This is a genomic window from Pseudarthrobacter sp. AL07 (assembly GCF_029960665.1).
Classification (GTDB): domain Bacteria; phylum Actinomycetota; class Actinomycetes; order Actinomycetales; family Micrococcaceae; genus Arthrobacter.
Genome location: NZ_JASBRB010000006.1, coordinates 90861 through 110220 on the forward strand (window position 1 = coordinate 90861; position 19360 = coordinate 110220).

The following is a 19360-nucleotide window of genomic DNA, read 5'->3' on the forward strand; positions in this document are numbered from 1 at the left end:
GCAGTGACCGAGCCGGGGCCTCGCGCTGGTGCTGGTGTGCCGGAGCCAGCTGCGCGTCGACTTCAAAGTCCGCAATGACGAATTCACCATGGTGGACCTCAGCCTGCGCTGCGGATCCCGGCGCGAAAGCGTGATCTACCTGTCCAAGGAAACGGTGTTGCACTTCCAGGTTGAAGCGCAGTCCGCCGCCAATTTCGCCTACAGGCTGTCCCGGCTTTGAACTTCCCTATCTGCCGGATCTAGGCCGGCCGGACCCTTCGCCGACGCACGTTTCAGGCCGCGCAGCCTTCGGGGCAGCGAAGCGTCTCCGGGCTGGCTGCGCACCCGGCGCAGTACAGGGTCAGAGTGCGGCAACTCAGGTTGGAGCAGTTCTCGAACTTGCTCGTGGGCGAGGCACAGCGAACACACTCACCGATCGTTTTGGCATCCTCGCTGAATTCCAGGTGCATGCGTTTGTCGAACACGTAGAGCGAGCCTTCCCAGAGGCCCTGGTCCTTGAACGTTTCGCCGTAGCGGACGATGCCGCCGTCGAGCTGGTACACCTGCTTGAAACCGCGGTTCACCATCAGGCTGGAGAGCACCTCGCAGCGGATGCCGCCGGTGCAGTAGGTGACCACCGGTTTGTCCTTGAGGGCGTCGTACTTGCCGGAGTCGAGCTCCTTGATGAAATCGTGGGTGGTGGCCACGTCAGGGACGATCGCGTCCTTGAACTTGCCGATCTGGGCTTCGAAGGCGTTGCGGCCGTCAAAGAACACCACGTCCTCGCCGGCCTGTTTCGTGGCTTCCACCAGTTCGTGGAGTTCTTCGGGCTTCAGATGGGTGCCGCCGCCCACCACGCCGTGCTCATCCACCTTGAGTTCGCCTGGCGCGCCGAAGGATACGATCTCGTCCCGGACCTTAACACTCAGCCGCGGGAAGTCCTCCGCGCCGCCGTCGGACCATTTCACGTCGATGCCGTGGAAGCCCTTGTATTCGCGGGTTGTCTTGACATATTGCTTGACCGCACCGATCTCGCCGCCCACCGTGGCGTTGATGCCGTCCTTGGAAATGAGGATGCGTCCGGTCAGCCCGAGTTTTTCGCACAGGGCACGCTGCCAGAGCCGCACCGCGTCCGGATCTGCGATGGGGGTAAAGCCGTAAAAGAGCACAATTCGGTTCAAAGCCACGTATTTAAGGGTACTGGGTTGCCGGCCACCAGGCCCGCCTGGCAGCCGGGGCTAAGCTTTGCTCGCTGCGATGGCTGCGTCGTGCCTGTTCAGGGCGCCGCCCACCGTGGCCACCAGCGCGGCAACACAGACCAGAAGGGGCAGCGGAAAGGTGTTCTTGGATGGATCTTTGGTGGCGTGCATGCCGTCAGTCTTGTCCGGTCACGATTGCATAAGCAAGTCACATCGGGGCACCCTACCCCTGTTGCTTGTGTCGGGGCTGGAATACTCTCATGACATGAGTCCGGACGCCTTGGTTGAAGACATCACACGCCTTCTTGAAGTCTGGGTAGCTGGCTGGGCCGGCTGCCGCGGTTACCAGACATCAGTTGAGGGCCGCTTCCCCGCTGCACTGCGGGCCGACACCACCGGGGAGTGGGAGTACTTCGCCCCTGACCCCTCCGCTGACGAGTTCACTGCCCTGGCTGCGAAGACCGTCGAGGCGCCGGCCAGGGTCCTGACCATCCTCACCAATGACGTTGCCCGCTTCACGGCGCTAGCCCAGCAATACGGTCTGAACGTCACGTCCGCCTCGCAGGCCATGATGATTGTGGACATGTCCACCCAGGATACGGAAGATCCGTGGCTCTCCGACGATGATCTGAGCCTGGTCACCTCCGAACTCGACGGCGTCCACCACGCGGTGGTCCGTTCGGGTGACACGGTGGCGGCGAGCGGCAGGGTTTTTGTGGTGGACGAGACCGCGGTGTTCGACAAGATTGTGGTCCAACCGGCGTTCCAGCGCCGCGGCCTGGGCAGCTTCATCATGAAGGCCCTGGCCGCGCAGGCCATCGGACCGGATGTGGAGAACGGCCTGCTCCTGGCTTCCCTCGACGGCCAGAAGCTGTACTCCCACCTGGGCTGGTCCACTGTTTGCCGCGTGCTGATGCTGTCCACGTCCGATGAAGGCGCAGACCTTTCCGTGGGGTGATTTTTCCCCGGGTGAAAGAATGTTGGGGTGAACCCCCATGACTCCCTGATTCCTTTGCTGGGCCGAGGCCCGGACCCGGAGCAGCTGCGTCATGTCCGCACCATCCCCGCCCGCCAGGCTGTCCACGAACCATGGCCGGAGTGGGCGCACCCGGATCTCGTGGCCGCTTATGGTTCCCTCGGCATCCACGAGCCGTACCGGCACCAGATCCAGGCCGCCAACCTGGCCCACGGCGGCGAGCATGTGGTCATTGCCACCGGCACCGCCTCCGGCAAGTCCCTGGCCTACCAACTGCCGGCGATTGACGCCATCCACCGCTCCGAACTGCGCGTGCTGTCCGAACCGGGAAAGATCCACGACGACGGCGCCGTGACGCTTTATCTCTCGCCCACGAAGGCGCTCGCTGCCGACCAGCTTGCAGCCATCCGTTCCTTGAAACTGCCCACTGTGCGGGCCGAGACGTACGACGGCGATACCGATCCCGCGTCCCGCCGGTGGATCCGGGACCACGCCAATTTCATCCTCGCGAACCCGGACATGCTCCACTTCGGCGTCCTTCCCAATCACGCCTGGTGGGCCAGCTTCTTCCGGCGGTTGCGCTACGTGATTGTGGATGAGGCACACAGCTACCGCGGCGTGTTCGGCTCGCACGTGGCCAACCTGATGCGCCGGCTGCGCCGTATCTGCGCGTACTACAGTGCCGGGACCACCCACCCCGGTCCGGTCTTCATCGCCGCCTCCGCCACCGCATCGGAGCCAGGCACATCGTTCGGACGCCTGATCGGGGCGCCGGTCCGGGCCGTTGCCGAGGACTGCTCGCCGCACGGTTCCACCACCGTCGCATTCTGGGAACCTGCACTGACTGAGCTCAAGGGCGAGAACGGCGCCAACGAACGCCGCACCGCCGTTGCTGAAACGGCCGACCTGCTGGCGAACCTGGTCTCGTCCCGGATCCGGACCATTGCCTTCATTAAGTCCCGCCGCGGTGCGGAAACGATCGCTTCGATCACCAAGCGCCTTCTGGACGAAGTGGATCCCAGCCTGCCGCAACGCGTGGCCGCCTACCGCTCCGGGTACCTTCCAGAAGAACGCCGGGCCCTGGAAAAGGCCCTCCGCTCCGGCGAACTGCTGGGTGTCTCAAGCACGTCCGCCCTCGAACTGGGCATCGACATTTCCGGACTGGATGCCGTCCTGGTGGCGGGCTGGCCAGGCACCCGGGCGTCCCTGTTCCAGCAGATCGGCCGCGCAGGGCGCGCGGGCCAGGATGCCATCGCCGCGTTTGTGGCCAGCGATGATCCGCTCGACACCTACCTGGTGAACCATCCGGAGGCGATTTTCGACGTGTCGGTGGAGGCCACCGTCTTTGACCCGTCCAATCCGTACGTGCTGGGGCCTCATCTCTGCGCCGCTGCCGCGGAGCTTCCGCTGGGCGTGGCTGAACTGGGCCTGTTCGGCAGCACAGCAGAGAAGCTGCTGGGCCAGCTTGTGGCGCAGGGGTATCTGCGGCGCCGGCCAGCGGGCTGGTTCTGGACGCACTCCCAGAGCGCTGCGTCCATGGTGAACCTCCGTGCCGACGGCGGCGGGCCGGTGAGTATCATCGACGCCGACACCGGCTCCCTGCTCGGGACCATGGACTCGCCCCAGACGCACTACCAGGCGCACACGGGGGCCATCTACGTACACCAGGGCGAAAGCTATGTGGTGGAGGACCTGAACGAAGACGACCATTGCGTGGTGGTCCGGCGCACCAACCCCGACTACTACACAACGGCCCGGGACGTGACCCAGATCGAAGTGCTCGACACACTCCGGACTGAGCACTGGGGCGATGTTGCAGTGCACTTCGGCGATGTGAAGGTGACAACGCAGGTGGTTTCCTTTCAGCGCAAGGCCCTGATTTCAAATGAAATCCTGGGTGAGGAGCCGCTGGAGCTGGGCGCCCGGGACCTGTTCACGAAGGCGGTCTGGTTTGTGGTGGAGAACCGTACGCTGACGGGCGCCGGGCTCATCGAGGCGCAGTTCCCGGGGGCCCTGCACGCCGCCGAGCACGCAGCGATCGGCCTCCTGCCCCTGGTGGCTTCCAGCGACCGCTGGGACATCGGCGGGGTGTCCACCGCCATCCACGCTGACACAGGCGTGCCCACCATCTTTGTGTATGACGGACACCCCGGCGGTGCCGGCTTTGCCGAACGCGGCTTCGATAAGGCAAAGGTGTGGCTTTCGGCGACCCGCGACGCCATCAAGGCGTGTGAGTGCGAGTCGGGCTGCCCCTCCTGCGTCCAGTCCCCCAAATGCGGGAACAAGAACAATCCGCTGGACAAGGCTGCCGCCGTCACGCTCATCGATGTCCTCCTCAAGGACGCCCGTGAAATGCCTCCCCGCGGCGCCGAAATCCCGGCCAGCACGGAGCCGTTCAGCACCACAGCCGCTCAGGGCGGCGGCCCGGCCCGCGCCTGACCGGTGGCGGCGCCAACCAGAGTCCCTGTATTCAGCTCCGTTTGTACCATGACGGTCTGACCGGCCCCTTCCGTGCAGCTGACCAGTGCTGCAGCATTGCGGGCCGCCACCTCTGCGGCCACCGTGCAGGGGTCGCCGGACGTGATCCCGCGCAGGGCATCGGCCGCGGCAAGGGCGGCGAGGTCCGCCGCCGCCGCTGCCCTGCTGGCCATCACCGCGGACTGCGCGAACAACAGCAGCAGGGCCATCGCCATGATGACAACCAAAGCCAGTCCCGCGGCCAGGACTGTTCCCGAACCGCGCTCCGGGTTGTCCCCGGACTGCCTCTTCACGACGGCTCCACCTCGGGGGCCCGGATGTGTTCTGTCCGTTCGTCCGCGAATTGTGCCAGCCTGAAAAGGTATCCGTTCATCGTGGCCGGCATTGGCAGTAGCAGCGGCTGAGGATCGCCGCTGGCCGCCGGCGTTTCGCTCCGCGTGGTGGCCGTGGCTGTCAGCGTCCAGGGCACTGTTGCCCCCAGGGGTCCGCCCACTCCGTCAGCCACCGTGACGCTGAGCCATTCGCGGTCAGCCGCAACGGACGCCGTTGCCGACGTCCCCGCCAATGTCCTGACGATCCCCTGCACCGCGGAAGGGTCTTCACCGCGGGCCAGCGCCCGGGCGCCGGCCCGCGCCGCTTCCTCGAGCCTGAGCTGGGTGACGCCTGCGGAGGCTCCGGCCAAAAGCAGGGCAAGGAGCAACAGTACCGCCGGCAGCGCCACCGCGAACTCCGCCGTCACGGCGCCGTGGGCATTCCCCGGCCCACGGCGGCTGCTCCGGTCATTAGGACGTTGCAGCGCTGCCGGCGACAGAATCACGGCAAGGCCAGCGCCGTGCGGATGAGGTTCAACAGGAATCCGCGTACTTCGTCGCTACGGAGAATGAAGACGAGAAGTCCTGCGAAGCCCACAGCGGCCAGGGTGGCGATGGCGTATTCAGCCGTTGCCATTCCGGCTTCTGAAGCTGAAAGCCGGCCGTGGCGCTCCTTCCGCTCGCTGGCGCCAGGGTAAAGCTCCACAACGTTGCCAGCGGGCTCTGTGGATTCCTGTCGTTGGCAGGTACACGCCCCCAACGCCGCATCGGAGCGTGTTCCCGGGTCCCATGGTGCTGTGCCCGTAGGAGCGGCGCTGGACTCCTGTGCAGGTGCTGCGGAATGGCTGTTTTCGATGATGGTCATAGTGACATTTCCCTTCTGTGCTCCGGCCGAGTTGCCGGCTGATTCGACTCTTCCCGGCTGCGGAAGTCTCGGTAAGAGCCAACAACCCGTAAGTGGATAAGCGCGGCTTTGAGCGGATTGTGGAGGACAGGACGGGGTGTGGAGGAATGGATCGTAGCTCAAATCCCGCGCTCAGGACCCGGACGGCACCAATGCCAGCAGGACCGGAACAACGCCTAGGCAGATGAACGCCGGGAGCGAGCACAGGCCCAGCGGAATGACCAGCTTCACGCCGAGGGAGGCCGCCCGTTTCTCCGCGGCACGGAATCTTTCCCGGCGCAGCCTTGCGGCCTGCGCGTAAAGGATGGCCGACGACGGCGCTCCGGTCAGGGCGGCGAATCCCAGTGCGTCACGCAGTTCCAGGATTTCGGGAAGCCGGACTTCGGAACTGCGCCAGGCTGTCTCCCAGTCGGCCCCGATGGCGAGCGCAGACACCACCGGACGCAGCGCCTTGCCGTAGTCCGTCGAGGCCGAGGCAGCGACGAGTTCCAGCGACCGCCCGATGCCTGACCCCGCGTCCAGCATCGCCGCCACGAGCTCAAGCATCATGGCCGAGTCCCGCAATCCGTGCAGACGGCCACGATGTGTGAAGGCTTCATCGGCCCCCGGCGACCCTGCACCCACTTCACCTCGGAGCCGGACCAGCCGCTTTCGGACCCGGCTTGGCTGCGAAAGGGCCAGGCAAGCGGCCGCAGCCAGAACAACTGCCACAGCAAGCCCCGGCACAAGAACCTCCGTCATGGCACACCGGCCCCGGCAGCAGCACCGACCAGGCGGGCAGACCAGATTCTTCCGGCGATGGTGAGGCCCACTCCCGCTGCGAGCGCTGCCAGTCCCAGCGGGGTCCCGATCAGGATGGCCAACGGGTCCACGCCCAACGCTATTCCCAGGCCCAGCCCCATCAGCGGGAGCCACGTCAGGAGACCCACCGTGGCTTTCGGTCCGGCGAGGGCCGTCTGCCGTGCGGCCTCGGCATCGTCTTCCACTTCGAGTTGCGCGGCAAACCGCGCCAGCACATCAGCCAGCGGACAGCCACTGGCTTCGGCGATATCAAAGCAGGCGGCCAGCTCGCACCAGATTCGTAGCTCCCTGCCGTCGGCGCGCGAATACTCCGCCTGCGCGGTTTTCCTGATCGCTTCAGACACGGGCGCGCCCCGGAACGCTGCTGCCCGGACGGCGCCAAGCATCACCAGGGAACCTGCGCTGAGGCTCGGACCGCTGCGACTGGACGCTGGCCCGCGTGATGGTTCCGCACTTCCTGCCGGGTCCTTTGATGCGCGTAAACCTGCGTCCGTAGTTGCTGAAACTGGCTCCGGACGGCCACCGTGGACCAGCCACAGTTCATCCCAGAGCCGTGCCGGAGTGCGGCCGCCCTTGAGCAGCGCAGCAAGCTGCTGCACCACAAGGGTCAAGGACAGGTCATTGCTTTTCGGTCGTGCGCGGAAGACGTTGCGCCACGTGCCGCCCGTTTTGCTGCCACCGGCCCCGGCGTGAACCCGCGAGGCGAGGCCTGGTCCTGCACTCGTCAAAGCCCGCCGGAAACGGCCGGCGGCACCTCCGGGCGGGCTGAAGAGGAGCACGACCGCCAGCCCCAGGACCACGGCCAGCAGAAGTGTCATGCCGCGACACCCGCCGTGGGAGGCAGTCCTAACCTCGAGCTCAGCGTCTCCCAGGCAGGACCGGTGCCGATCTGACCACGCGTGGTCTCCAACGCCGGAACCACGGTAAGCCCGCCAGGACCGTCCTGCACCACACCCACGCAGGCAACATGCCGCCCGCGGCTGGACCGCTCCACGTGGACCACGACGTCCAAGGCACTGGCTGCCTGCAGCCGGACGGCGTCCTGGCCCATGCCGGCCAGTGCGCCCAAAGCTGTCAGGCGGGCCGGGACGGCGGTGGCAGTGTTGGCGTGGATGGTTCCTCCCCCTCCGGTGTGGCCGGTGTTCATGGCGGTCAGGAGCTCCCGGACCTCGGCACCGCGGCATTCGCCCACCACTAGCCGGTCCGGCCGCATCCGCAGTGCCTGCCGGACGAGTTCGCCCAGGTCCACTTCGCCGCCGCCTTCGAGGTTTCCGTGCCTGGACTCGAGCGAAACAATGTGCGGATGGACGGGGTTCAGTTCGGACGCGTCCTCGATCAGAACCAGCCGTTCTGCCGGGGAGCACAGCCCCAGCAGGGTGGAAAGCAGAGTGGTCTTCCCGGAACCCGTGGCCCCGCTGATCAGGAAACTCAGCCGCTGTTCAACCACGCCTTCAAGGACGTCCCGGACCACGCCACCGAACATGCCGCCGGCACGGAGTTCGTCCATGGAGAAGACCTGCTCCCGCCGGATGCGGACACTCAGCAGAGTGCCGGCTGTCGAAATCGGCGGCAGGACGGCGTGGACGCGGTAGCCACCGTCGAGCCTGACATCGACACACGGGGACCCGTCATCCAGCCGCCGTCCGCCGGCGGCCACCAGCCGTGATGCCAAGGCCCGCACCTGCGCCTCACCGGAAAACGAAACCCCGGCCGGTTCGAGGCCCTGACCCCGGTCGATCCAGACCGAGTCCGGGGCATTGACGAAGATGTCGGTGACATGGACGTCCCGCGTCAGTTCCTGGAGTGGGCCAAGCCCGTTCAGCTCGGCGCTGATCCGCTCCACAGCCGCGAGGGACCCGGCAGTCCCCAGCAGCCGCCCGGTGGCCTGGACGGCTGCGGCGACCCGGGACGGCGTGACAGGTCCTGCGTCGGCCATGACTGATTCACGGACGGTCTCCAACAGTGACGAATCCAAAAATCGCGGATCCAGGACCCGGGCCTGCCGACGGCGTGCCCCCATCCGGTGCTCCTGGGGCGACGGCGGCGGGACTGGCTGCCGCTCGCTCACGGCAGGTCTCCGACGGGGATGTCGCCGTCCAGAAGATCGAGCACTGAGGCGGCGAAATGCCTGACGCTCCGCCGTTTGCCCACGTCCAGGAGCCGTCCGTTTTCCCCGGCCGCCGTAACGCCACGCAGCTCCGGAACCCGGCCGTGAACCGGCAGTCCGACGGCGTCCGCAATCAGTCCGCCATCCAGCGCGGCGCCCGCCTTTCCCCGAACCAGGAGGGCCGCCTCGACCGGCGGAAGTTCGTGCAGCAGCCGGGCCGTGGCCACCGCAGCCTTCAGCTGCGCCGGCACAACCACCAGCATGCGGTCACAGTCCCAGGCAAACATCCGCACGGTTTCGGCGCTCCGACCGATGTCCACCACCACCAGTTCATAGCCCCGCCGGGCCGCATCCAGGACACCGCCTGTGGTGGCGGCATCCACCGGCGTCTGGCGGTCGCGGCTGCCGGGCCAGGACAGGAAAGAAAACCCGCCGGCGACCGGCAGTGAATCGGCCAGCTGGTCGGGATCTATGCTTCCGCTCGCTTCGGACAGATCAGGCCAGCGCAGCCCCTGCGTCTCCTCAGCCGCCAGCGCCAGTTCCAGGCCGCCGCCCCACGGGTCTCCGTCAACGAGCAATACACGCACACCCAGCCCGGCCGCCGCCTGGGCGATCCAGATTGCCGCGGTAGTGGCCCCGGCACCGCCGCAGCCCCCTGTTATCCCGAGGACGAGTCCTCCCGCTTCGGGCGACCGAGACCGGCTCAGGTACTCGGCCAGCCAGGCCGAGGCATCCGGCAGTACCGCCACCCGCTCCGCTCCGAGGGCTGTAGCCAGGTGCCAGAGGCTGTCCCCCTCCCCGCTCAGGCCCACCAACACGGCAGGGGCACGTCGCCGCGGCGGCAGCTCACGGACATCGCTCCCGACCAACACGGCGGCCGCGGCGTCCCAGTATTTGGCGGCTTCAGCCACGTCCGCCACCACCCGCAACTGGCCGCCGGCGGCAGCCACGATCCGTTCCACTTCGCCCTGCAGGAAGTCGTAGCTGGTGACCAGGAGCACCTCGGCACCAGCGGGGTCCGGCAGCCAGGCTCCCGCGGCCCGTCCCGAGGTAGGCGCACGGGACGTGGAAGCACCTGACCTGGAATCACGGGACTGGGAACCAACGGAGTCAGATCCGGGGGAAGGTGAGGGCCGGGCGCGGGACAGCTGGGTGGAAGACCGCTCGGAAGGGGGTGGAGATAGCTGGTGCCTGCTCATGCAGCCACTCTCCACCGCCCTCAGGTGAGGGAAACAGGGGCATGCCGCCGTATGTGGACAACTCCCCCGAACACCCGGACCGGACCTGGCAGACCGGCCCCCCGAACACCCGGACCGGACCTGGCAGACCGGCCTGCCTCGCCTTGCGGACCTGTGCCGCTTCGGTGCGGCCAACTTCCTTCTGCCGGTCCGCCACGGCGTACAGAGCCCCCGCCACAGGGCAGAATTAGACCTATGTATCTGCTGCTCGCCGCCCACGCCCACGGCGCAGCCCTCCAACAGGTCACCCAGGCGGGCAATCCGCACCCAGACCGCCCCGAACCGCGCCTGATCAGCGCAAGCGAGCTGGCCGGCGTCGTACGCCAACTGGAGAACCGTCCCCGCGAGGCGCCGCCCCGCTGGATCTGGAAGCGGACCCAGGACTGGTACCCCGCGCTGCTGGCGGCCGGCGTCGAGCTGGAGCGCTGCTATGACCTAGGTTTGTGCGGCAATATCCTGGCGTACTCACAGTTCACCGCCCACACGGAGTACGCCCGGAACGCCGAAAAGGAACCCCTCGACGATCCCCAGGCGCTGCCCCGCGTCCTGCAGCCGCCGCCCCCGTCAGCGGACCAAGGGGCCCTCTTTGACGACGTACGCCATTCTGCCCCACGGCAAGGACTGGCGGAGCTCCGCGCGGAATACGCCGCGCAGCAGGCAGCCCTGGCCGATGCGGCTCCGGACGAAAACAAGCGGAAGCGGCTCCAGCTGCTGCTGGCTGCCGAATCCGCTGGCGCCATGATCGCCGCCGAGATGCAGCACACCGGTGTTCCCTGGCGGGAGGACCTGCACGAGCAGATCCTGGCCGATTACCTCGGGCCGCGCCCTCCGTCTGGTCACCGCCCCGCGAAGCTGGAGGCCCTGAACACCCAGCTTCGGGGACTGCTCAACTCGCCCGGACTGAACCCGGACTCGCCGCAAGAGCTGATGCGCGCCCTGCACCGCAACGGCATCGAGGTGAAAAGCACCCGGCAGTGGGAGCTGATGGAGTCCAGCCACCCTGCCATTGCACCGCTTCTCGCCTACAAGAAACTGTCCCGCCTGCACACTGCCAACGGCTGGGCCTGGCTGGACGCGTGGGTGGCCAACGGCCGTTTCCAGCCCGAGTATGTGGTGGGCGGCGTCGTGTCCGGGCGTTGGGCGTCACGGGGCGGCGGGGCCCTGCAGATCCCGCGCCAGATCCGTGGCGCGGTCCATGCGAATCCCGGCCACAAACTCATCGTCGCGGACGCCTCCCAACTGGAACCCCGGGTGCTGGTGGCGCTGGCGCAGGACTCCAAAATGGCTGAAGCGGCGCGCGACAAGGACCTGTACGCAGGCATCGCCGCCCAGGGATTCGGTGGCGACCGCGCCAATGCGAAAATCGCCCTCCTGGGCGCCATCTATGGCGCCACCACCGGCGAATCCGGGCGCCTGATGCCACAGCTGGCACGGACCTACCCGCGCGCCGTTGGCTTTGTGGAGCAGGCGGCGCGGGACGGCGCGGCCGGCGGCACCGTGACCACCAGGCTTGGCCGGAGCAGCCCGCCGCCGTCGGAAGGGTGGTTCCGGAGCCAGCAGTCGGCCACGGTCGAGGAGCAGCGCCGCGCGGAATCGATTGCCCGTTCCCGCGGCCGCTTCACGCGCAACTTTGTGGTGCAGGGATCCGCCGCTGACTGGGCGGCGTGCTGGCTGGCGGAATTACGACGGCGGCTGCGGGCCCTGCGTGACGACGGTTCCGTTCAGGCGGAGTTGGTGTTTTTCCTGCATGACGAGGTGATGGTGCACGCTCCCGAGGCCGGCGTCCAGGCCTGCATCCGGGCCATCGAGGAAGCTGCCGTCGCCGCGAAGGAACTGCTGTTCGGCCCCATCCCGGTGGAATTCCCCGTCAGCCTGGCCGTGGTGGACTCATACGACAACGCAAAGTAGCACTTGGCCCCACTGCGTAGCCCAAAGAAACCTACCCGGGAGTAGCTGGTCGGAACTTCTGTGACCGAGGTTACATCAGAAGATCGACTGAAACAGACGACTTCAAGCATCTCGGTGCCCTGAAGGACGGCATCAAGGCCTTGCGTGAAAACGCGGCCACGGGCATTGTTGTTGATCTTCGGCAGCAACCAGTCACCACCAGCTAAGCCCGGTGCTAGAAAACCACCTCGTGCAGCATGGTCCGGTCCCACGGCACCGCCCAGCCCAGCTGCTCAAAGAGGCCATCCAGAATGATCCCGGTGAAGCCCCAGACCAGCACACCGCTGACCGCGAACGCGGGGCTGCTGAACGTCCTGCCATCGCGGCTGACCGTGGCTGTCACCCGGTTGGCCGGGTCCAGCAGGTCCCGGACGGGGATCCGGAAAACCTGGGCGGATTCGGCGTAGTCAACCACCTGCACCGGCGACGGCGCCGCCCACCAGCCGAGCACCGGCGTCACCAGGAAGTTGCTGCGGGCCAGCCCAAGCTCCTGCAACGTTCCCAGAACCTCCACCCCTGCGGTGTCCAGCCCGGTCTCCTCTTCGGCTTCGCGCAGGGCAGCGGCTACGGGGGTTTCGTCGGCGTCAATGGTGCCACCGGGAAAGGCAACCTGGCCGGGATGGGAATCCAGGGTGTGCGCGCGTTCCAGCAGCAGGACATCAAGATCCGCCGCGGCCAGGGGTCTGCCAGAGGCGGCCGGAACGTCGTCCAGTACACCGAAAAGCATCAGGACTGCCGCCTTGCGGGCTAGGGCTTCATCCACGGTCAGGGCCGCCCAGGCAGTGTTCGGAGCGGTGACGTCGCCGCTGTCCGATCTGAGCACCAGGTCGATCAGGTCCTGGCGTGCGCTCATGGGAGCCGCCTCTGTGATTCCATCCGGATTTCAGCGGCGCGGTGCGTTTCGGCCAGCAACCGGTCCAGGAGAAGTTCGTTCCCGGGCGCCAGTTCGTATTTAAGGAGCTTGGCGGCCTTGGCGGGGTCAGTCTCGCCCAACCCGTAGCTGGGGCACCAGTTCGCTACCGGACATGCGCCGCAGGCAGGCTTCCGTGAGTGGCACGCCCGCCGCCCGTGGAACACCACACGGTGCGAGAGCATGGTCCAGTCCTTCGGCTCAAACAGTCCAGCAACGTCGAATTCGATTTGCACCGGGTCTTCGGAGGTGGTCCAGCCGAAGCGCCGTGCGAGCCGGCCGAAGTGCGTGTCCACGGTGATCCCGGGGATACCGAAGGCATTGCCCAGCACCACGTTGGCGGTTTTGCGCCCCACTCCCGGCAGCGTCACGAGGTCCTCCAGCCGGCCGGGGACCACGCCGTCGTACTCGTCCACCAGGCGCGTGCTCAGCGCCATCACGTTCTTCGTTTTGGCCCGGAAGAAGCCGGTGGGCTGCAGGATCGCTTCGAGCTCGTTGGGATCAGCCTCGGACATTGCCCGGGCGTCCGGGTAGCGTGCAAACAGGATCCTGGTGACCTGGTTGACCAGCACATCGGTGGTCTGGGCCGACAGGACCGTGGCCACCACCAGTTCGAATGGGTTCCGGAAATCCAGCTCAGCATGGGCATACGGGTACTTCTCCGCCAAGGCCTTGTTGATCCGTCGCGCCCGGCGCTTCAACGCCAGCAAAGACTCCGGGGCTGATGCAGCCGGGCCGGATCCGGGTCTACGGGAGGGGGCCACGGGCCTGGTTAGCCGCGCTCGATGTTGCTGAGGTCGCGCAGCACGCCCACGCGGCCGTCGGTGTGCTGGACCAGGAATTCGTGGCCGCGGTCTTCCAAGGCCAGTACCCAGCCACCCGGTTCAATCACAAAGGCGGGGGCGCCGGTCTGGGGGTCCACCGCTGTACGGTGCTGGGCCACGGCAAACCAGAATGCCTCCTGCGCAGGCTCTTCGTACGATTCTTCCGGCCTGGAAGCCGGATCCACGGTGGCGCCGATGGGCTCCACGCTGCGCACCTGCTGATGCACGGCCGTCGCCGCAGGTTCCGCGGCAGCTTGGCGAGCCGGGGCAGGGACACCCGCGCCGGCGTCGTGAACCGCCGCTTCAGGGGCAGCGGCGGCGGACGCGGCCGTAGCAGCAGTCGGCGCAGATTCAACTGGAGCCGCAGCCGCCGTCGGGGTGTCACCCGCAGTGGTCTCCTCAACGACGGGTGCCATTGAGGCGTTCGTCGCTGTTGGGGAAGGCACGACGTCGGCGGCCTGGGTTGCAGGGCCGGGGTCGCCGGTGGCGGTCCACTTCTGAACTTCCGGGGCGGAGGAGACGGCCGCTGGCGCAGCCGGGGAGGAGAAGGCCCCAGCCGAAGCGGCAGGGGTGGCGGAAGCCGCGGAAGCTGCCGGGACGGGCGAGGCCTCAGGCTTGGGTTCCTTGGGCGTGTGCGGCCTGGGCAACGGCACAGCCGAGTCGCGGGCCATCACATGGGCCGGTGATTCGTCGCGCCCCAGAAAGTCACCGGCGAAGTAAGGGATATGCCGGCTCAGGACGGTCCCCGCGAACAGCACCACCGAACCGACCAAGCCCACCAACAGGCTGGGAACATAGGCCGCGGCCGCAGACACGAAGAAGAACGCCAGCGCAAAGGCAGCCACCACAGACGCGAACTGGTCAACGGACAGCGAGCCGATGCGGACTCTTGTCGCGGGAGCGAGCCGGCGTCCAACAAAGAGTGCCGAGACAATCAGCGGCAACACAAGGCCGACGCCCAGGAAGAACAGGCTGCCTGCGTTCCAGAGATTAAACCGGCCGAAGAAAATAGGCAGCAGCGAGGCCACCAGCAGAATGACGGTCGCGGCGAAAACGGCCAGGTCCCGCAGTGTGAATGGACCCAGCACGGCCTGGTTGGTGGTGCCCGGCTTGGCACTGGCCGGCTTCTGCGCGCCCTTCGCTGAGCCCTCCTCCGGGGTGGTCCCAGCCTGCGCCCCGGTTGCGCGGCCAAATTTCTGGCCGAAGCGTTGCTGGTTCATTCTGTACTCCTTAGCGTGGCGGCACCGGGACGGTTATGTCCCAAAACTGTGCCATCCGAAACGGCGGTAACGGCCAGGCCCGGCAGTGAAGCACCGGATCCGACAACTCCGTGGAAACTCACAATTCAATCTCAGCCTAGTCAACCGCATGGCCGATCACTAGCCGATCCGCAGCGGTGGGCCGCCGGTTCGCAGGGTCCATTAACCATTCACCGCTAAATAAACGCCGTTCGCGGGCGCCTCTGTGACAGCGAACACATCATGGCCCCGGCGCGTATTAGGCTTGACTCCGGAACAGCTCTTTGCGGAATGTCCGTGATCGGCCGCTGCCCGATGCCGCGCAAGCGACGGAGCACGGCCGGCGACGGCAGCCGCTTAAAAGACCGATGAATGATGAGGTTGACCATGTCTCACGACACTCCCGGCTCCACGGCCACCGCCCCCGCGGCTTCCGTGAGGGCAGACCAGCAGGGCGATGCCTTTGAAAACCTGCTGCACGAAAACCGCACTTTCGCCCCCAGCCCCGAATTCGCCGCCGACGCCGTTGTCACCGCCGCTGATTACGCAGAGGCCGACGCCGGACGCCCGGCTTTCTGGGCGAAGCAGGCCCGCGAGCTGCTTACCTGGAGCAAAGACTTCGACGAGGCATTGGACTGGTCCAACCCGCCGTTCGCCAAATGGTTCGTGGGCGGCGAGGTCAACGCCGCGTACAACGCGCTTGACCGCCATGTGGAGAACGGCCTCGGCGACCGGGTGGCCATCTATTTCGAGGGTGAACCCGGGGATACCCGCACCTACACGTACGCCCAGCTCACCGAAGAGGTCAAGAAGGCCGCGAACGCCTTCGAGTCCCTCGGCGTTGGCAAGGGTGACCGGGTTGCCGTCTACCTGCCCATGATCCCGGAGGCCGTCATCACGCTGCTGGCCTGCGCCCGCATCGGCGCAGTGCACTCCGTGGTGTTCGGCGGGTTCTCCGCAGACGCCCTGCGCTCCCGGATCGAGGACGCCGAGGCCAAGCTGGTTGTCACCGCGGACGGTACCTACCGCCGCGGCAAGCCCAGCGCGCTCAAGACCGCCGTGGACGAGGCCCTCGCAGTCGACGGGCACACGGTTCAGAACGTTGTGGTGGTCAAGCGCAACGGCCAGAACGTGGACTGGCACGAAAGCAGGGACCACTGGTGGGCGGACACCGTGGAGCTGGCCTCCCCGGAGCACAAGGCCGTAGGCCACGACTCCGAGCACCCGCTGTTCATCCTGTACACCTCCGGCACCACGGGCAAGCCCAAGGGCATCCTGCACACCACCGGCGGCTACCTCACCCAGGGCGCCTACACCCATAAGGCTGTCTTCGACCTGCACCCTGAAACGGATGTGTACTGGTGCACGGCCGACGTCGGCTGGGTCACCGGCCACTCGTACGTCGCCTACGCGCCGCTCATCAACGGCGCCACCCAGGTGATGTACGAAGGCACCCCTGATTCCCCGCACCAGGGCCGCTGGTGGGAGATCATCGAGAAGTACAAGGTCTCCATCCTGTACACCGCCCCCACGGCCATCCGTACGTTTATGAAGTGGGGACGGGAGATCCCGGACAAGTACGACCTGTCCTCCCTCCGGGTCCTTGGTTCCGTGGGCGAATCCATCAATCCCGAGGCCTGGATGTGGTACCGCGATGTCATCGGCGGCAACAAGGCACCGATCGTTGACACTTGGTGGCAGACCGAAACCGGCGCCCAGATGATCGCCCCGCTGCCCGGCGTCACTGCCACGAAGCCCGGCTCCGCCCAGGTCCCGCTGCCCGGCATCGCGGTGGACGTCGTCGATGAGAAGGGCGAATCCGTGCCGGACGGACACGGCGGCTTCCTGGTGATCCGGGAACCCTGGCCCGCCATGCTCCGCGGCATCTGGGGCGACCCCGAGCGGTTCAAGGAGACCTACTGGTCCCGCTTCGAAGGCATGTACTTCGCCGGCGACGGCGCCAAGAAGGACGAAGACGGCGACATCTGGCTCCTGGGCCGCGTGGATGACGTTATGAACATCTCCGGGCACCGGCTCTCCACCACCGAGATCGAATCCGCCCTGGTGTCCCACCCCTCCGTGGCCGAAGCCGCCGTTGTGGGCGCCGCGGACGAAACCACCGGCCAGGCCGTCGTCGCGTTTGTCATCCTGCGCGGCGACGCCGTGGACACCGGCGACGCCATCGTTCAGGAACTCCGCAACCACGTGGGCAAGGAAATCGGGCCCATCGCCAAACCCAAAACCATCCTCGTGGTACCGGAACTGCCCAAAACCCGCTCCGGCAAGATCGTCCGCCGCCTCCTCAAGGACATCGCCGAGGGCCGCGAATCCGGTGACGCCACCACCTTGGCCGACACCACAGTGATGCAGCAGATCGCGGCGTCACTTAAAAAATAAGAAAAGGCGGGGCAGCCATCCGGAAGGTAGCCCGCCCAAGCACACGCCGCCAGGGGTCCCCGACCACGCTGGCGAGCTGACAGGCTGACGAATGGGGGTTATCCGGAAGCGCGCGTCAAAGCGAGGAACGAGCAGCGCGCGGAGGATGACTCCCATTCGTCAGCGACGGCACCCCTAGACTGTGAGTACCCCTGTCGCCTGACTGAAGGATCCTGCCTCGATGCTCCCTGCTGCACGACACCAGGTCATTGTGGATGCCGTCCAGCGCGAGCGTGTGGTGCGGGTTTCGGACCTCGCCCAGCAGTTGGGCGTTTCCCTGATGACCGTCCGCCGGGATATCGAGCTTCTGGAGGCAGGCGGCAGGCTGGAGCGTATCCACGGCGGTGCCAAGCTCCCCGGCGATGTCAGCACGCATGAGCCAGGCTTCGAACTTAAGTCCACCCAGCTGACCGCGGAGAAGCGGGCCATCGCACTGGAGGCTGCCGGCCTGGTGTATGAGGGCATGGCCGTTGGTCTTAGTGCCGGAACCACCACCTGGGCCCTCGCCAAGGAGCTGGTGAACGGTCCGCGGATCACGGTGGTCACCAATTCCGTGCGCATCGCTGACCTCTTCCACCACGCTGCCTCCGGCGGCGCTGCCCGCTTCCCATCAACCGTGATCCTGATCGGCGGCGAGCGGACGCCGTCGGACGCTTTGGTAGGTCCCATCGCGACGGCCGCGTTGAAGCAGCTGCACCTGGACGTGCTGTTCATGGGTGTGCACGGTATGGACGCCGACGCCGGCTTCACCACGCCCAACCTGTTGGAGGCGGAGACTGACCGGGCGTTCGTCGCCGCCACCCGGAAAACCGTAGTCCTGGCCGATCACACCAAGTGGGGGCTGCTGGGCATCAGCACCATCGCCCCCTTGGACGCGGCCGATGAGGTCATCAGCGACGCCGGACTGGGCCCAGAAGCCCACCGCATCCTCGGCCAGCGCGTGGGCAAAGTCCGGATCGCGGGACAGCGAACCAAAAGCCCTTGATTCAGGGGCAGCCGCAGGACTGGCGGACGTGGAGCTTCGTGGGGAACATCTGCTGCTGCGGCGCGGCCTTGCGACGCGCAGCCAGGATGCCTTCGACGGCGGCCGCGGCCATCTCCCGGACCGGCTGATCCACGGTGGTCAGCGCCGGCCACGTGTACTCCGCCTCGGCGGAGCCGTCGAAGGAGGTCACCGCGATCTCTCCGGGGACTGCGACACCTGCCTCATGGAGCGCGCGGATGATGCCGACCGCCTGCATGTCCGAGCTCGCGAAAATCGCCGTGGGCCGATTCGAAGCGGCCAGGAGCCGTTTGCCCGCTTCGTAGCCACCGGACCGAGTGAAGGGGCTGCGTGCGATCGGCCCCTCAGGGAGGCCAGCCTCCGCAAGCGCCTTCAGCCAACCGAGTTCGCGCCCGTCAACGTCATTCCCCACGTTGGTGCCCATGGCCAGGCCGACGTTGGTATGACCGTGCCCCAGGAGGTGCTCCACGGCGATCTGTGCCCCGGCCAGGAGGTCCACACCGATGCTGTTGACGCCCGCCACCTCACGGTCCTGGTTGAGCAGGACCCACGGAATATCGGCCTTCTCGAGGTCTTCCAGGTCCGGCTGGAACAGGACGCTGGCGAGTAGTACGCCGTCCACCTGCCGCGCTGCCAGGTTCCTGACGTTCCGGCGTTCCTTGGCTATGTTGCCGTCGGAGTTGGTCAGCAGCAGCGCGTAGCCCCGCTCGGCCGCCGCGTCCTCCACAGCATGCGCGAGGAGCGAGAAGAAAGGGTTCGAGTTGTCGGGCACGATCAGCCCAAGTGTCTCGCTGGATCCCAATTTGAGGGCCCTGGCCGCCGCGTTGGGCCGGTAATCCAGGACCCGGATCGCATCCTGGACCTTCGCCTCTGTGGCCGGAGCCACCTTCTTGGGCCCGCCATTCACTACATAACTGACGACGGCAGTGCTGACGCCCGCGTACCGGGCAACGTCCTTGCGGGTCACCGGGCCACGCGGGGCCTGCACTGTGGGAGTCGTCATGGTGTA

19 protein-coding genes are annotated in these 19360 nt (G+C 66.8%); 6 read left to right on the top strand and 13 right to left on the bottom strand.

Annotated elements, in window-relative coordinates; genetic code table 11:
- Positions 1 to 34: 34 nt before the first annotated feature.
- The gene (locus QK290_RS07965) at positions 35 to 220 is read left to right on the top strand and encodes a hypothetical protein (RefSeq protein WP_282330148.1); all 186 of its coding nucleotides are present in this window, start codon (positions 35 to 37) and stop codon (positions 218 to 220) included.
- Between the two features lie 52 nt (positions 221 to 272).
- On the opposite strand, the gene QK290_RS07970 is transcribed toward QK290_RS07965, so the two are convergent.
- Together QK290_RS07970 and QK290_RS07975 are read right to left on the bottom strand one after the other, a co-directional pair.
- The gene (locus QK290_RS07970) at positions 273 to 1166 is read right to left on the bottom strand and encodes a rhodanese-related sulfurtransferase (protein ID WP_282330149.1); all 894 of its coding nucleotides are present in this window, start codon (positions 1164 to 1166) and stop codon (positions 273 to 275) included.
- Between the two features lie 51 nt (positions 1167 to 1217).
- Positions 1218 to 1349 carry a hypothetical protein gene (locus tag QK290_RS07975; protein WP_282330150.1) on the bottom strand — a complete coding sequence of 44 codons (132 nt, stop codon included), beginning with the start codon at positions 1347 to 1349 and terminating at the stop codon, positions 1218 to 1220.
- A gap of 94 nt (positions 1350 to 1443) precedes the next feature.
- On the opposite strand from QK290_RS07975, the gene QK290_RS07980 reads away from it, so the two are divergent.
- Both QK290_RS07980 and QK290_RS07985 read left to right on the top strand, forming a co-directional pair.
- Positions 1444 to 2136 carry a GNAT family N-acetyltransferase gene (locus tag QK290_RS07980; RefSeq protein ID WP_282330151.1) on the top strand — a complete coding sequence of 231 codons (693 nt, stop codon included), beginning with the start codon at positions 1444 to 1446 and terminating at the stop codon, positions 2134 to 2136.
- 27 nt (positions 2137 to 2163) lie between these two features.
- The gene (locus tag QK290_RS07985) at positions 2164 to 4593 is read left to right on the top strand and encodes a DEAD/DEAH box helicase (protein ID WP_282330152.1); all 2430 of its coding nucleotides are present in this window, start codon (positions 2164 to 2166) and stop codon (positions 4591 to 4593) included.
- Here QK290_RS07985 and QK290_RS07990 read toward each other — a convergent pair.
- The 7 genes from QK290_RS07990 to ssd all read right to left on the bottom strand — a co-directional run bounded on the left by QK290_RS07990 (position 4566) and on the right by ssd (position 9954).
- On the bottom strand, positions 4566 to 4925 hold the full coding sequence (locus QK290_RS07990) for an Rv3654c family TadE-like protein (protein WP_282330153.1): 360 nt from the start codon (positions 4923 to 4925) through the stop codon (positions 4566 to 4568). The two genes, QK290_RS07985 and QK290_RS07990, sit on opposite strands and share 28 nt — an antisense overlap.
- The gene (locus QK290_RS07995; protein ID WP_282330154.1) at positions 4922 to 5449 is read right to left on the bottom strand and encodes a TadE family type IV pilus minor pilin; all 528 of its coding nucleotides are present in this window, start codon (positions 5447 to 5449) and stop codon (positions 4922 to 4924) included. The genes QK290_RS07990 and QK290_RS07995 overlap by 4 nt, the downstream gene beginning before the upstream one ends.
- Positions 5446 to 5808, bottom strand: coding sequence for a DUF4244 domain-containing protein (locus QK290_RS08000; RefSeq protein ID WP_282330155.1), 363 nt, complete (start codon positions 5806 to 5808; stop codon positions 5446 to 5448). Before QK290_RS08000 ends, QK290_RS07995 begins: the two co-directional genes overlap by 4 nt.
- Before the next feature lie 171 nt (positions 5809 to 5979).
- Positions 5980 to 6588, bottom strand: a complete 609-nt coding sequence (locus QK290_RS08005) for a type II secretion system F family protein (protein WP_282330156.1) — start codon at positions 6586 to 6588, stop codon at positions 5980 to 5982.
- Positions 6585 to 7466, bottom strand: a complete 882-nt coding sequence (locus QK290_RS08010; protein WP_282330157.1) for a hypothetical protein — start codon at positions 7464 to 7466, stop codon at positions 6585 to 6587. The genes QK290_RS08005 and QK290_RS08010 overlap by 4 nt, the downstream gene beginning before the upstream one ends.
- Complete coding sequence (locus tag QK290_RS08015; RefSeq protein WP_282330230.1) at positions 7463 to 8668, bottom strand: TadA family conjugal transfer-associated ATPase; 1206 nt, start codon at positions 8666 to 8668, stop codon at positions 7463 to 7465. The genes QK290_RS08010 and QK290_RS08015 overlap by 4 nt, the downstream gene beginning before the upstream one ends.
- A 44-nt stretch (positions 8669 to 8712) precedes the next feature.
- A complete protein-coding gene (gene ssd / locus QK290_RS08020; protein ID WP_348994449.1) occupies positions 8713 to 9954 on the bottom strand; it encodes a septum site-determining protein Ssd in 1242 nt (413 codons plus the stop codon).
- Between the two features lie 234 nt (positions 9955 to 10188).
- On the opposite strand from ssd, the gene QK290_RS08025 reads away from it, so the two are divergent.
- The gene (locus QK290_RS08025) at positions 10189 to 11901 is read left to right on the top strand and encodes a bifunctional 3'-5' exonuclease/DNA polymerase (RefSeq protein ID WP_282330158.1); all 1713 of its coding nucleotides are present in this window, start codon (positions 10189 to 10191) and stop codon (positions 11899 to 11901) included.
- 214 nt (positions 11902 to 12115) lie between these two features.
- Here the strand turns inward: QK290_RS08025 and QK290_RS08030 are convergent, their stop codons facing one another.
- Genes QK290_RS08030 through QK290_RS08040 form a run of 3 tightly spaced genes read right to left on the bottom strand, consistent with a single transcriptional unit; the run spans position 12116 to position 14894 of the window.
- Positions 12116 to 12793: a CoA pyrophosphatase gene (locus QK290_RS08030; protein ID WP_282330159.1), complete on the bottom strand. Its 678-nt coding sequence runs from the start codon at positions 12791 to 12793 to the stop codon at positions 12116 to 12118.
- Positions 12790 to 13614, bottom strand: coding sequence for an endonuclease III (gene nth / locus QK290_RS08035; protein WP_282330160.1), 825 nt, complete (start codon positions 13612 to 13614; stop codon positions 12790 to 12792). The genes QK290_RS08030 and nth overlap by 4 nt, the downstream gene beginning before the upstream one ends.
- Before the next feature lie 8 nt (positions 13615 to 13622).
- Positions 13623 to 14894: a hypothetical protein gene (locus tag QK290_RS08040; RefSeq protein ID WP_282330161.1), complete on the bottom strand. Its 1272-nt coding sequence runs from the start codon at positions 14892 to 14894 to the stop codon at positions 13623 to 13625.
- Positions 14895 to 15299: 405 nt separating this feature from the next.
- On the opposite strand from QK290_RS08040, the gene acs reads away from it, so the two are divergent.
- Together acs and QK290_RS08050 are read left to right on the top strand one after the other, a co-directional pair.
- A complete protein-coding gene (gene acs, locus QK290_RS08045; protein ID WP_282330162.1) occupies positions 15300 to 17309 on the top strand; it encodes an acetate--CoA ligase in 2010 nt (669 codons plus the stop codon).
- Between the two features lie 220 nt (positions 17310 to 17529).
- Positions 17530 to 18333 (top strand): DeoR/GlpR family DNA-binding transcription regulator, encoded by an 804-nt coding sequence (locus QK290_RS08050; protein ID WP_282330163.1) that lies wholly within the window; start codon positions 17530 to 17532, stop codon positions 18331 to 18333.
- Position 18334: 1 nt separating this feature from the next.
- Here the strand turns inward: QK290_RS08050 and QK290_RS08055 are convergent, their stop codons facing one another.
- Positions 18335 to 19354: a LacI family DNA-binding transcriptional regulator gene (locus QK290_RS08055; protein WP_282330164.1), complete on the bottom strand. Its 1020-nt coding sequence runs from the start codon at positions 19352 to 19354 to the stop codon at positions 18335 to 18337.
- Positions 19355 to 19360 lie beyond the last annotated feature (6 nt).

Excerpts from the sequence above, each read along its gene's own strand:
- QK290_RS07975 (WP_282330150.1), bottom strand. The coding sequence starts at position 1,349 with ATGCACGCCACCAAAGATCCATCCAAGAACACCTTTCCGCTGCCCCTT.
- QK290_RS07980 (WP_282330151.1), top strand. The coding sequence starts at position 1,444 with ATGAGTCCGGACGCCTTGGTTGAAGACATCACACGCCTTCTTGAAGTC.
- QK290_RS08000 (WP_282330155.1), bottom strand. The coding sequence starts at position 5,808 with ATGACCATCATCGAAAACAGCCATTCCGCAGCACCTGCACAGGAGTCC.
- QK290_RS08005 (WP_282330156.1), bottom strand. The coding sequence starts at position 6,588 with ATGACGGAGGTTCTTGTGCCGGGGCTTGCTGTGGCAGTTGTTCTGGCT.
- QK290_RS08010 (WP_282330157.1), bottom strand. The coding sequence starts at position 7,466 with ATGACACTTCTGCTGGCCGTGGTCCTGGGGCTGGCGGTCGTGCTCCTC.
- QK290_RS08015 (WP_282330230.1), bottom strand. The coding sequence starts at position 8,668 with ATGGGGGCACGCCGTCGGCAGGCCCGGGTCCTGGATCCGCGATTTTTG.
- ssd (WP_348994449.1), bottom strand. The coding sequence starts at position 9,954 with ATGAGCAGGCACCAGCTATCTCCACCCCCTTCCGAGCGGTCTTCCACC.
- QK290_RS08025 (WP_282330158.1), top strand. The coding sequence starts at position 10,189 with ATGTATCTGCTGCTCGCCGCCCACGCCCACGGCGCAGCCCTCCAACAG.
- QK290_RS08030 (WP_282330159.1), bottom strand. The coding sequence starts at position 12,793 with ATGAGCGCACGCCAGGACCTGATCGACCTGGTGCTCAGATCGGACAGC.
- QK290_RS08040 (WP_282330161.1), bottom strand. The coding sequence starts at position 14,894 with ATGAACCAGCAACGCTTCGGCCAGAAATTTGGCCGCGCAACCGGGGCG.
- acs (WP_282330162.1), top strand. The coding sequence starts at position 15,300 with ATGTCTCACGACACTCCCGGCTCCACGGCCACCGCCCCCGCGGCTTCC.
- QK290_RS08050 (WP_282330163.1), top strand. The coding sequence starts at position 17,530 with ATGCTCCCTGCTGCACGACACCAGGTCATTGTGGATGCCGTCCAGCGC.
- QK290_RS08055 (WP_282330164.1), bottom strand. The coding sequence starts at position 19,354 with ATGACGACTCCCACAGTGCAGGCCCCGCGTGGCCCGGTGACCCGCAAG.